9 protein-coding genes are annotated in these 13,313 nt (G+C 51.0%); all 9 read right to left on the bottom strand.

Annotated features, from left to right (window positions below; translation table 11 throughout):
• Positions 1-356: 356 nt before the first annotated feature.
• The 9 genes from B157_RS0106325 to B157_RS0106285 all read right to left on the bottom strand — a co-directional run bounded on the left by B157_RS0106325 (position 357) and on the right by B157_RS0106285 (position 12,740).
• On the bottom strand, positions 357-1,088 hold the full coding sequence (locus B157_RS0106325; RefSeq protein ID WP_020602525.1) for a DUF6503 family protein: 732 nt from the start codon (positions 1,086-1,088) through the stop codon (positions 357-359).
• 111 nt (positions 1,089-1,199) lie between these two features.
• Positions 1,200-1,565: a hypothetical protein gene (locus B157_RS0106320; protein WP_020602524.1), complete on the bottom strand. Its 366-nt coding sequence runs from the start codon at positions 1,563-1,565 to the stop codon at positions 1,200-1,202.
• Between the two features lie 36 nt (positions 1,566-1,601).
• Positions 1,602-3,341 carry an APC family permease gene (locus B157_RS0106315; RefSeq protein WP_020602523.1) on the bottom strand — a complete coding sequence of 580 codons (1,740 nt, stop codon included), beginning with the start codon at positions 3,339-3,341 and terminating at the stop codon, positions 1,602-1,604.
• 45 nt (positions 3,342-3,386) lie between these two features.
• The gene (locus B157_RS0106310) at positions 3,387-4,256 is read right to left on the bottom strand and encodes a mechanosensitive ion channel family protein (RefSeq protein ID WP_020602522.1); all 870 of its coding nucleotides are present in this window, start codon (positions 4,254-4,256) and stop codon (positions 3,387-3,389) included.
• Between the two features lie 293 nt (positions 4,257-4,549).
• On the bottom strand, positions 4,550-5,149 hold the full coding sequence (locus B157_RS0106305) for a GNAT family N-acetyltransferase (RefSeq protein WP_020602521.1): 600 nt from the start codon (positions 5,147-5,149) through the stop codon (positions 4,550-4,552).
• Positions 5,150-5,279: 130 nt separating this feature from the next.
• Positions 5,280-7,109, bottom strand: coding sequence for a T9SS type A sorting domain-containing protein (locus B157_RS0106300; protein WP_020602520.1), 1,830 nt, complete (start codon positions 7,107-7,109; stop codon positions 5,280-5,282).
• A gap of 23 nt (positions 7,110-7,132) precedes the next feature.
• Positions 7,133-8,428 carry a hypothetical protein gene (locus B157_RS0106295; RefSeq protein WP_020602519.1) on the bottom strand — a complete coding sequence of 432 codons (1,296 nt, stop codon included), beginning with the start codon at positions 8,426-8,428 and terminating at the stop codon, positions 7,133-7,135.
• Between the two features lie 119 nt (positions 8,429-8,547).
• Positions 8,548-9,252: a hypothetical protein gene (locus tag B157_RS0106290; RefSeq protein ID WP_026308534.1), complete on the bottom strand. Its 705-nt coding sequence runs from the start codon at positions 9,250-9,252 to the stop codon at positions 8,548-8,550.
• 188 nt (positions 9,253-9,440) lie between these two features.
• Positions 9,441-12,740, bottom strand: coding sequence for an ATP-binding protein (locus tag B157_RS0106285; protein ID WP_041951935.1), 3,300 nt, complete (start codon positions 12,738-12,740; stop codon positions 9,441-9,443).
• Positions 12,741-13,313 lie beyond the last annotated feature (573 nt).

The raw sequence follows: 13,313 nt of genomic DNA, 5'->3' as shown, positions 1-13,313 counted from the left end.
TGGAGGCTAACTTGACTTTGTCGTTCAGATGTTGTGCAATCTCACAAAATTGTGTATTTCTGCTTTTTATGAGCCCAATAATAAACTGAGCGACGAACTTTTTACGGGCTAAATTGGCTACAATTGGTGCTTTATGCAGGAGTGTTGTAATTTGGTCAATGAAGTTCTGCTTCATGGGAAAGGGGGATATTTGGAGCTTGAGAACTACAAAAATCCAACTTTCCCTTTTTCATCCCAATTTTAGCAGGGTACAGTACTGATCGACTATTCCTCCTACAAAGAGTATAGAATAGATTAGCGCACCCCGTTCACTATTATACCTGATTTGCCCGTTTTTGTTCAACCTCGTCCACTAGCTATGGCAGGTCCTCTACCCGGATATTCGTTTGCTCAATTCGGGATAGTTCGGGGAGTTGATTGGCTGAATAACGCTGGTCGTATTGCCCAACGGATGTAGTATCACTCGTCTCTCCTTTGTAATTGATGTAGTCCTGAAACCGAATACCACCCACCACTTTTGGGTTGATGGCTTTTCTGAAACGGGGACCTCCTTCGCTGTAGGCCAGGTAATCCATGGTATGGGTTTGCCGGTTGAACCAGTAAAAGAATGTATCGCCGTAGTCTTTACCGCCCCCTTCGGCCCTGAATCGAACCCGTACTTTGTCGTAGAGCTGTCCGTCCAGTTTACTTTCGCCCACCAGATCAGCCCGTACGGCAGGGTCGGCCAGCTTGACCGGTAACAGCACAAAGTAAGCCACGGAGTTGACCGCCCGACTGTATTTGCCAATTTGTGCCGTGTCGAGCGTTTGGGGTTGGTTATTCAGTATTCGGGTAAACGAGTTGTTGGTCAGTATTTCTTTGACGGGTGTTCCGGTTGAATCGGTATAGGTGCGTTCGTATCGGAACTGCCCGTTCTGCTGCTCCAGCACGAGGTGGAACTTGCGGAAATCGAAGGAGATACGTTTTCCCAGCCAGGCATCTCCCCCGTGGGCCGCAATCGATTGGTCGATGATTGTCTGGCCGGGATTCTGCGGCTGGCAGGCAACCGTAACCAGCAGGAGTAAGGAGTAAAGTGTAAGTCGATGCATACGTTGACATTAAGATTAGGACTCAAACCTACAAAAAAGCTCCGGACGTAACGACCGGAGCTTTTCTTTTGTGAACAGTAATCAGTAAACACTTCGTTCAGGGCACTGCTGTCAGCTCAGTTTAATCAGTTCGGCTCCGATATGATTTTCACTGATAAGGGATTTCGCAAACTGATAATGTCCTTTGGGCGCCATCATATACAGTTTACCCCCGCGCCTACCTGCCAGCACACTAATAAGTTTTAGTTTTGACACGAGCCGACGGGTTTTATCGGTCTTTAAAATTACCTCGAAATACGATTTCTCGCTGAATACCTTTCCCGTAACATCGGGCACAAAAGCCTCCTCGTCGTTCTGGCGTTCATAACTGATAGGGGTTTCAAAATCGTCATCGTCGGGCAGATTGGCTTTTATTTCTTCAAAGCCATGTGCTTCTGCCCAGGAAATTACAGTTGGAATATAATCCTGCTTGTTCATGATATGTTGTCGTTAAGTGAAACAAAAGCGGCTCCGTCAGATAATGAGCCGCACCCCACCGAGATCTTCGATGCGGTACTGAAATTTTTGGCTGGGGGAGCCGATAAACATAAAATTGGTCGGTATTCCCCATTTATCCGACAATTCTTTTATCAGTTCGGGGTCGAAATTACCCACTATCTTTTCATACGTGATGTCAATTTCAGGATAGGCCCGGTCGAGGGTTTCAATATCCCGATGTAAATGGCCGGGTGCTTTAAAGTGTTCATTCTCAACGGTTACGATGCGTAGTCTGTTCGTTTCTTCATTGTCCTGAATATAAATCATCACCTGGTTGAGGGACGCTATATCATCCCCTTTGGAAAAGAAGACAAACTCCTGGTCGTTAATGCTCTTTATGGTCTGATTGGTCCAGTGGGTAAACCGTTCGATGCTGCGTTTGAGCGGTTTAAACAGGTACAGAATGACAGATAACAGGCCCTTTAAAATCAGCGAACGGTCCATCATCATCAGGGCAATCAGAAAGGTGGGAATGAAATACTCAAAAAATACCCACAGGTAGCTGGGGTTGAGCACCACATTGCCCCAAAGGGCTACGCCCACCGCAGTCAGTGCCAGCAACACGGTGCCGGTGGTGGCCCGTTCGGGGCGGGGCAGGCGTTTGCGCCGGAGTTTGAGCAGCAGGTTGCCAATGCCAAACAGGCCCATTACGGCCAGAAACGAAATGGTGTAAACGCCCGCCAGTGTTGTAAGCTCACCCGCCGTGCTCAGCAAAATGGCTACGCAGAGTAGAAAAAACAGTAACAGAATAAAGTACGGGGCCTTTCGCTTGTTCTCCTTCAGTAGAAACTGCGGAAAAATACGGTCCAGCGTCATTCGCTTCATCAGGCCGCTCACGCCGATGAACGAAGTCAGTACGGCACCACTGAGCACCAGTACGGCATCGGCCGACACCATCCAGGAAAGCCACTGACCACCTGCCCGTTCGCCCATGAACGCAAGCAGCGACTGCTGGTGCTGATTTGCTTCGCTGATGGGCATGATGCTCAGTGCCAGCAGGGCAATGAGTGGGTTGAAAATGGTAACGATAATCCACATATTACGCAGGGTTTTAGGAAATACCCCATCGGCCTGTTCTTCCACGTAATTGGCCGAGCTTTCGAAGCCGGAGATGCCCAGCATGGCGGCTGCAAAACCCGCAAATAACTGAAACGAAATACTGTGTTCGGACTCAGTGGAAAAATTGACTGAAAAATTACCCAGCCCGTTTCTGAAAACGTACCAGCCACAGACTAGACACAGCACAACCAGCGTAGTCAGGTGAAAGATAAAGATGATGACCGCAGCCTTCGATGACTCCTTTAACCCGAGCAGATTCAGTAGAAAAAAAAGCAGTAACAACCCAATGGTACCCGCTATAATCGGAATAGCTTCGCTGAACAAGGCCGCGTAATGAATGGCTTCATTGGCCGAAATAACGCTTGTGGCTACGTAAGACAGGATTGTGAGGCACGCAGCCAGCGAAGCCATCGACTTATTGGCCGAGTTGAGCAGTACGTTGTAGGCCCCCCCATTGAGCGGTAAGGCCCCAACAACCTCGCCGTAAATTTTACGAAACAAATACAGGGTGCCGCCCACCAGGAGCAGGGAGATCCAGGCGTATTGCCCGGCGTATAGAATGCTGAGTGCCGATACATAGAGGCACGACGAGCTGATATCATTCCCGCAAATGGCCGTTGCGGGAAGTTCACTGAGTTTGGTGTGCGTTGATTGCATGAAAAGCGTGGCCTGGCGTAAAGTCGCTGCTAATCTAAAGTAATTTTACGCGTTCTGATGTTTATTTGATGGACTGGTTGACAGTTCATTCCGAAACCAGACTTCCTGCTGGGGAAAGGGAATGGTGATAGCGTGCTGACGAAATAGTTCGTCGACCCGAAAACGAAGATCGCTTTTCACGACTTCAATGCGCAGAAATTCGTAGCTGTAGAAAAACAGCTTGAAATCCAGCGAAGACGAGCCGAACTCCCGAAACTGTACTATGGCCGGTGGCGTTTTCAGAATTTGACCGTGCTCATCGGCGGCTTCGAGCAGCAGCGATTTGACCAACCCCAAATCACTGCCGTAAGCAACGCCCACGTCGATATGAAAGCGGGTCGGACGGTTGTTGTGCGACCAGTTGATTACTGTATCTTCTACCAGCTTCGAGTTCGGAACAATTTTAACCGTTTCATCCCGTGTTTCGACTTTAGAGGTACGGATACCAATTTCTTTCACCATTACAATCGTATCGCCAATCACCACCATATCATCTACCCGAACTGTTCCTTCTACCAGCAGAATAATACCCGAAAACAGGTCCTTAAAGGTCTGTTGCAATCCCAGACCAATACCAACCAGCAGGGCAGCTCCTCCAGCCAGCAGGACGGATGGCTGGATGCCCAGGGATTGCATAACCAATATAATAACGATTGGATACAGGGCATATTTAATCAACTGGTTGATGGCAAACTGCTGGCCAATGGCTACGTTCCGGCGTTTAAAGAAGAGCTGGAGAACGTACTTCTTCAGCAAGTAGAGGAGAAGTCTGGCTAACACCACAACCAGCAGGGCCGAACAAATATCGGCCACGGTAAGTGTGAAGGCTTTGAGGTGGATTAATTCAAAATTTAGAAACTGGCGAACGGTGTTCATGGAGGTAATGATCTAGGCGATATAGGCAATACAGTATGATGGATACGTAGCTCAATTTCCTGATCATTACTTAATCATTGCTTAATATCAACTTAGAATTTGATAAGAAGGCAATAGAACACGTACTGCCCCGATTTTCCTGACCGATGCACAGACCGAAGCCCGTAAGTGGGTGTGCCCCAGTGGTCAACTTCTTACACTTGACTAAAGACGGTTTTTAGGCAGAATGGGACGATTTTCGATGCATAGTGAATCCCATAAAATAAGCCGCGTTCAGATTTTACTGACGCGGCTTATTCATTTATTTGAATTTGTGAGGTATCGTATAACGTGCGCCAGTCGCGTTTTAGAATGGCGTATATGTACTCGTCCTCAAATTCACCCTCCTCATTGATACCTGACTCACGTGTGATTCCCTCAAACTGAAAACCAGCCGTTTTCTCGATGGATCGTTTCGAAGATTCATTCGAGATCAAACAACCCGTAGTAACCCGATTGAGTCCCAGTAACTCAAAAGCCAGATAAAACAGGTGGGGTTTACTCCGGGGGGCCACGCCCCGGCCCCGCATATGGGCAAACATATCCGCACCTGTCGATCCAATGCGTTCGGGCCAACTGTCGACAGTGAGTAAGGTCATGCCCGCCAGTTGGTCATCCAGCAGGACATAAAAGCCGTAGTTGGTTCGCTTACCGATTTCATATTGAGGCAAATAATGCCGTAGCAACTCCTGTAACATATCACGTGAGTCGGGGTACCCCTGAAACAGGATGCATACATCAGCCAGATTGTCTTCATCAATCAAGTGAAGGGTAATCGAATCGGAATACAGGGCTTTGATCATGCTATTGAGCGTTCCTGTTTTAGGCACCAGTGCCCAGCGGTTTGTACTCAAAAAACGGGTTTAACTCGGTTCATACTGTTTTTGCGGAGCCATTTGCCGGTTTTAGCCCCACCCCTGAAAAGCAGGAGTGGGGCTAAAATGCCATAAAACTTACATTACAGTGTACATCCTCATGTACCGCTTACTGTTTCAGTACTTTGGTTGTAAATGTCTGATTACCGTAGTTCACCTGCACTAAGTAAAGGCCGGTAGGTACGGGTATGCCGTTTTGGTCGGTACCGTTCCATTGCACCCGCTGTGGGCCAGTTGCGTCGGTGCCGGGGGTGAACGTCGCTACGGTTGTTCCGGCCATGTTGAGTACGTTCACTAACACGCGCCCTCCCTCGCCAGGCGGATAGTTTATTTCGGTCTGCTCCCTGAATGGATTCGGGTAAGCCCGCACTTTTTCCGCCGTTTCTGATCTTTCAAGCCGCGAATGGGTACGGGTAGCTTCGGCCAGGGCTACATTTCCTGCCACGGTTGAATTAGCGGCTTTGCGGGCACTGCTGTAGGGCAGACCCATGACCACTTTACCTACCGGTGCGAGCAACGTCATGGGCCGATTAAACGTAACGGGTCCGTAGTATGTATCCCTGGCGATGTTTACCTGCGCCCCGTTGGGCGCATCCGAAGCCGCATTTTGAATGGAAAGATAGGGTTTGTCAATGGCACCGGATGCCGGGTCATACAGCCCTTCCGAATCAACATAGACCGCGTTGCTCGAAAAGAACTGCGCCAGGTTGTTGCGGAAGCTATCTTCCCGAAACCCGATTGCATACGAAGGCCCGTCGGTCAAGCCTCTATTGTGGACGCCAATAGCTACATTCGATTCCTGGTACGTAATAGGTGCTCCATCATCACTATGATCGCTTGCTGAAATACCTGCCCCATTATAGACTATAAACTCGTCGCGTTTTGACCCGGGACGACCACCAACATCAACGCTGAGATAGTCGCTTTGCTTCAGTAACGATGCCTGGTATAAATGCAGTGTCCGAAACTGCCCGGTGTAGCTGTCGCCTGGAAAGGCTCCGTAATGCAGCAGATCGACTGGAATATCACCCATGGCATCCACAATGTAACTGCTGGGATTAGTCGCTATCCGAAAATACTCCTGTTGCCGCTCACCGGGTCGAAGGCCGGTACTGTTGGGCAAGGGCGTAAGAATGGCATAGGTATTCACCAAAACGCTCTCGAGTTCTTTTGAAATTTTTACCGGAACTATAGTCGTGTAAGCTATCATCTTGTTGCTTGCCGTCGAGAGTGGATACTGATCCTGGGGCGACGGATGCTGGACAGTAGTCCCATTGGAAGGTGGCACGTTGAACTCGATCACATCGTACGACAGGTCTTCCAACCGTGATAAAATGTAAGCCGAAGTCACAATTGCCCCGTTGGGCGCAATCCAGCCCGTTCCGTACGACTCGATGCCGTTAGTAAACCGGCCCACCGCTTTGGCGTATGGGTACGTGACGGTCGAAACACCAGCCGCTGCCACCGCCGACGACCTTGCTCCGGGCTGCGGTGGTGCCGCCCGACGGGTACCTTTAGCGGGGTTGGCAGGTCCACCGCTGACTTTTAGGCTGTCGATGTTGACCACATTGTGGTCGCTGGCAGCCGCAAACAGCGATACGCGTACCGATTGGCCGTTGAAATACGCTGAGCTATTATGCCAGTTTTCGAGGTCCGGTTTGCGCAATTCCTGGCGGGTACCATCGGTCCCTTCGAGCACGAGATAGCTGCCTTCGCCTAATTGAGTACCCCTAAAATACAGCCGAAGAAACGTTGTGTTCGGCTGAGTGACCTGCGTTAAGAGCCGGAGTTGATCGCGGTCCAGCGTGGCGCGGTCCGACGTTTCGCGGTCCGACGTTTCGGTCTGATACCGGAACGAGTGCGGCACCATTTTTTGGGCTGTTATTGGCCCGCTCAAGAGGCCAATCAGCCCAATGAGCAGTACGGTGAATGATTTCATGGTTACTATCCGTTTAGCGTACTTTATTGAAGACTGACCAACACCAGCACCAACCCCGTACCGGCCTCTAGCGAGGTGATGGCTTTGCCCAGGATGGCTCCCTGTGCCTGTCCATTGTCCGAGACTTTCATGGCATGACCTGTGGTGGGCGAGGTGGTGAGCAAATCACCCGGCCGGATAGCCCCGTATTGGGCATCGACCCGGCAATAAACCCGACCTGTCAGCGCCACCGGGTATTGTCCGCTAGCAAGCGTACCTGCCTGCCCCATCAGCATACCGGGCAGCACGTCGCCCGCCCCGCTCACGATACCAGCCACCGTTTTGTCGTAGGCATACCGGGCTACCCGCAATTGCCCCGGTTTGTCTGGGTCGATACTCACCACGGTGCCAGGCAGGAGCGTTTCGCCCGCTTCGATATCGAAATGCTCGGCCAGGTCAGCCCCTCCGGTAATTTCAAGTACTTTGGTCGAGATGGTTCCGTTGACCTGGAGTGTTTTGGAAGGCGTTGTCAGGCCGATGCCCACGTTACCGGCAGGCGTGATGACCATAGCCGCATCGGACGAACCCGCTGTTTTGGAAAAGACCAGTTTACCGGCCCCGGCCACCCAACTGCTGTTGGCTACCCCAATTCGCCAGGCCCCTCCGCCCGCACCCGGATTGATCAGCTTAAGCTGCATATCGTCTTCCGACGCAATACTGAACCGGGCTTCGTTGTCGGTGGTGCCTACTTTAACGCGTCCTCCGCCATTAGTTAGGAGGATATCTTCATCCGAATTGTTGTTCAGGTAAAGCGGATCGCTACTCTCAATTTGGTTGCCGTCAATGGCCAGCGTGTGGGTGTTGCTGCCCACCTTGGTGTGCAGCCGGATGGCTCCGCCCAGTATGGAGCTACCCGATTGGGTGATGTTGGTTCCATAAATGGTGAATACCGTGGGGTCCTGGGTACTAATCCCCAGCCGGGCCGAATTGGGTGTCATCTCAAACAACATCGTGCCATTGCGCCGGATGCGGAATGCCGATTCGTTATTGATAGACCAGGTGATAGCGGTGCCGTTGAACAGGCTTCTCCGCAGTTCGACACCAGCCGTTTGATCGTCTAGTTGAGCACCACCCACCGAGCTAACCCGCAGGTAGGTATCCACCGTGTTTTGAACGTCCAAGCTCCGTTGGGGAGTTGAGGTACCAACGCCTACTTTCACCACAGGCAGTACGTACTGGTTACCGTTAGCCGACAACCATTGGGCCAGCCCCTGTTTAGAGCTGAAGAGTAGGCCCATCAGGAGGGCCTTTACAAATAAATGGGCAATCGTCTTTTTCATGACTAAAAGGGAAGATGATAGTTAAAAAATAGGAAGAGCCGGGGCATAGTTTTCCCAACCCAGGGACCATACCCCGGCGAAATAAAAAACAACAAATGATGGGCTGCGACCGGGCCGGATTAGTTGTTCGGTACGGCCAGATAGACCTCGATGATGCGGGGGGTCATGGACACAATTCGGATGCCACCGTAGCGGTTCTGATCCGTGAGCCTGAAGAGGAAAATATCCCCCTGCTGGTAGGTTGGAGGCTCCTGGTTGTTGTCTACCCAGTAGGATTTAAACAGGCTTGGGCGCTTTTTTACCCAATCTTCAATGGTCTTCGCTGAATAATTAGTCTTGTTGAACCAGGTTGTTTCCATCTGATTGCCAGCCCCAAACGTGTAAGTCAACTCGTTCCACAGGGTGTTGGCCGTTTCCAGCTTTGCATTGTGATACAGGTTAAAATTGGCCTTGTACGTAGTGGCGGCTGACACGCCGTTCAGGTAATCGAAACTGTTGAGCGCACCGTTCGAGAGCGTAAATACCGTCGGGATTTTGTTCTCGTCGGTACCGGACGGATAGTTGGGCCATTCAATCCGCCAGGTGAGGCATTTCATGTAGGCAAACAGCTCGTTTTCAGGAACGAATGTCTGCTTGATAATCGTCGGGTAGGGCAGGGATTGTCCGCCCGGATTGGGAGTAAAACCACCATTGCCTTCTGAGGGGGGATTGAGGACCTTATCGGCCCGTGTTGTTGGACCCTGAGGTTCCATAAAGCGTTCTTCACATCCCCAAAGCGCCATTACAGACAGCGCGAAAATGGTTACTGTTTTTACATGTTGCATACCAATGTTTGATAAAAAAAAGGAAATACAGTTGCCTACTGCTTATAGGTGATTCGGCGAATACCTTAACGGCAACAAAGGTAGCGGGGGCATACCGGGCGGGGTTAACACGCAGTTCCCAGAAAATAGCATGGATGTAACATGAAACCTTTTTGGCTTTCATGTTGCTGATTATCAATGTTTTGTGATTATTTTTCTGTAGCCGTCATCTCCTTGTGTTTGGCAAATTCGGATGGCAGGATGCCAAACTGCTCTTTAAAGCATTTGGAGAAATAGGAAAGATGATAGAAACCCGACCGGTAAGCGGCCTCGGCAATCGGGATGCCCGGCTGCTGCAGGAGGTCGGCGGCTCGCTGAAGCCGGATGTAGCGAATAAATTCAGAGGCCGACTGGTCGGTGAGGGCTTTCAGTTTGCGGTGCAACTGCATCCGGCTCATGCCCATTTCCCGTTGCAGGGCTTCTACACTGAAGGCTTCTTCGGCGATGTGTTCATCAATAATGCGGATGATTTTTTCCAGAAACTCGGCTTCCCGATCCTGGATGGGTGCTCCCGTGGGCTGCAAAACCACCTCCCGGCTGTATTTTTTACGTAGCAAATCGCGCTGGGTAAGTAGGCTGTTGATCCGCGATACCAGTTCGTCCAGGGCGAATGGCTTGGCCAGATACTGTTCGGCCCCACCGTCGAAACCCTCTTTCCGGGAGTTGACGTCGTCTTTGGCCGTGAGCAGAATAACCGGAATATGGCTGGTGAGGTCGTCTTCTTTCAGGTGGCGGGTTAGCGAGAAACCATCCATCACCGGCATCATCACATCGGAAATAATTAGATCAGGAATCACGCTGCGAGCTATTTTCAACCCTTCATCGCCCTGCATGGCCTGCACCACCCGAAAGCGGCTGGTAAGCTGCTGCCGCAGGTAGTCGTTCAACTCAGGGTGGTCTTCTACAAGCAGCAGCGTAAGTTTGTCATCCCCACTAATTTCGGCCTGTTCGTTCGCCACCAGTAAACCGGTCTTGGTAGCAGCCAGGTCAACGGGTTGCCCGGCAAATGAAGCGGGTAGTACCATGTTCAGTCCGTCAGCATGCTGCGATGCTTCCGCTTTTAGGGGGAGCGTAACCACGAACTTACTACCTGATTCGGGGCGACTCTCCACCTGAATCGAGCCTTCGCAGAGTTCGACCAGTTCTCTGGTGAGTGCCAGCCCCAGACCGCTCCCCTCGAAGGCCCGCGTTTGTGAGGGGTCGATCTGATAAAAACGGTCGAAGATACGGGTTTGCAGCGATGCCGGCATGCCGATGCCCGTGTCGCGAACCTCCAGCCAAAGCCCCGTTTCAGGGTTTACGTCGGCTCGCAGCGTTACCTGCCCGCCCGCCGGGGTAAACTTGATGGCATTCGACAGCAGGTTGTATACAATCTTTTCGAGCTTATCCCAGTCGTAGGCGGCTACCCATTCGGTATCGGGCAGGTCAATCTGGTACTGTAGGTTCTTGCTCACGGCCATCGGCTGGAAGTACTGCGCGGTTTGCCGGAGGAAGCTAATCAGGTGGCCCCGTTGTGGGTTCAGGGTAAGCATTCCCATTTCAGCCTTTGCCAGATCGAGCAGTTGATTCACCAGCCGAAGCAGGCGGTTGGCGTTGCGCTCCATCATGTGGGTTTCTTCCGGGCTGATGGTGTCCCGTTTCTGGAGCGGTGCCAGAATGAGTTGCAGCGGGGTGCGGAACTCGTGCGAGATGTTGGCAAAAAACTGGGATTTCACCCGGTCCAGTTTCTTGCTGTAATCCGCTTCGATTTGCAGAATCCTGGCTTTTTTAGCTTCCTCATCCGCCATTGCCTGGGCAATTTTACTGCTACAGATGGCCGCAATGGTTTGGAGAGCCTCCAGATGATGCTCCTGGAAAAAGCCTTTTTCGGGGTGTTCCGAGTCAATTACGCCGATGATCTTGTTGTGGAGGAGCAGCGGTACGGCCAGTTCAGCGTATCGTTGCTCGTCATCCACGACGTAGCGCGGGTCCTGCGTGGTGTCGGCTATGATTTCGGGTCTGCCCGTTTGCGCTACGGTCCCGACAATACCCTTCCCCAGCGGAATCACGATTGGGTTAAGAATCGAGTAGGCTTCCGGGTTTTTGTTACCGTAGGCCGCTTTCTGGATAAGGGCCGTTTGCCCGTCGTTGAGCAGGTAGATCACACAGTCCACGAAGCCTAAGCGGGCAATGCAGTTTTTGGCAACATCCCAGAGGATTTCATCCACCGTATTTTTACCGTAGAGCGACGTAGCGAAGTAGTTGACCATTTCGTCGATGGTCTGCCGGAGTTGCAGGTTTTGCGCCAGCCGATACTGTTCGTTAGTGAGTGAAAGCTGCTGATTGCGCTGCTGAAGCTTATACCGATTGAACAGCAGATAGCCAACCAGCCCACCCAGCAACGCTAAGGCAATGAGCGCGAAGATCAGCGTACGCTGTTGGCTGAGCGATGCCTGCTGGGCCGTTAAGCGAAGTTTCTGTACGCTCAGTTCGCGGTCTTTCTGTTCGGCCTGATACCGGGCCTGCATATCGGCAATCTGCTTCGACAGCTCAGCCGATTGTAGACTGTCGGTCAGGTACTGGTATTGCTTTTGGGTAATCACGGCTTCCCTGGGTTTCCCCAACACACCGTAAATCAAAGGCAAATTGGCCAGGATCTGCTGCTGAATACTTTTGGATTCGATTCGTTTGGCGATGGCCAGTGCCCGCTGCGAATACTGCAATGCCTGCTGAAAATTGCCCATGTCTCTGAAAAGCAGCGCTAAATCCAGGTAAGAACCACCGATGTTTAATTGATTGTCGTTCTTAAGGTCAATAGCCAGCGACTTGTTGTAAAATTCTAGTGCTTTGCCAAACTTCCTGCGAATGCGGTAAACTCGGGCCAGGTTATGAAAGGTATTGCCCATCGCCTGAGTATCCCGTTGAGCCGTTTGGATGTTCAGGGCCTTCAGGGCTGATTGTAAGGACCGGTCGTAGTCTTTTTTGTCGAAGTACACGTTTCCCAGGTTGCCATAGATGGCTCCGATCATGCCCGTGTCCTGCCGTGTCTCCGCGATTTTCTGGGCTTGCAGGTTCGCTTCGATACTCGAGTCATAGAGCTTCATGTATCGATTAATGACGCCTATGGCGATGTATGAACGGCAAATCTCCTCCTGCTCGCCCAGCTTGTGGAAAATTGAAAGCCCGGCTTTGGCCGCATCGAGGGCACTGACATAGTCGTCCCGTTCGGCGTAGATGCGGGTCAGCCGTTGATATGCTTTTCCTTCGGATAAAGTCAGGTGATTTTTTCGGGCCAGCTTTAGGGCGGCTTGAGCAGCAGTCAGCGCCTGGTCGGGCTTAGAGGAGGTGAGTTGCTTAGCCTGTTCGAGTTGCCGGTTCACCGTTTCCTGAGCCGTACCAGGCTGAGCCAGCAACGAAGTGCCTCCTGTACAAAAGAGAAAGTAAAGCAGTAGCAAGAAGCGTAACCCCATAATTATCAGCGTAGAATATGGTGTACATAGTTCTCTGCCAATAGAAATATCGCAATTTTTTGGGATAAGGACGAACCTGATTTATCCATCGGGCGAAAGTTAGTAGCCCTTTCTGGTTAAGCAATGATTAAAGCGACAAAGTTACTTTTACAATGGTTCGTCAATAATTAAGCAGCTATACAGCCGAAACTATACAGTCGACGCACTTGAGGGTCATTTTTAGTCAGTTCAGTGCCTTGCGGTAAGATGNAAAAAAAACGATCCAGTAATAACTTGTTGTGATACANGGTCTTTACATCAGCCATCGAAAAAGGCTGCTGACCAACGCCCTGCTCTATTTTGGCGATATTGACCGCTGACAAAGCGGTGTTCACATGGAAATCCAACTTGTTGACCGACCGGGCCTGACAGTCAGTGAGACCCGTAAACTGCTTAGCATCGCGGATTAAAAACTCCTGTTGATAGCGCAGTCGGTAGTACTTCACAATCAGCCAGGCGGGTAAGGTTAGGTCCGTTGAAAAATAAAGTTTGTAATGGGTTGGCTGACTCTCTTCATTCAGGTATTGGGTGTAA

The sequence above is a fragment of the Spirosoma spitsbergense DSM 19989 genome (genome assembly GCF_000374085.1).
Classification (GTDB): domain Bacteria; phylum Bacteroidota; class Bacteroidia; order Cytophagales; family Spirosomataceae; genus Spirosoma; species Spirosoma spitsbergense.
The sequence above is the reverse complement of the archived record's forward strand: the minus strand, read 5'-3'. Positions and strand labels throughout refer to the sequence as shown.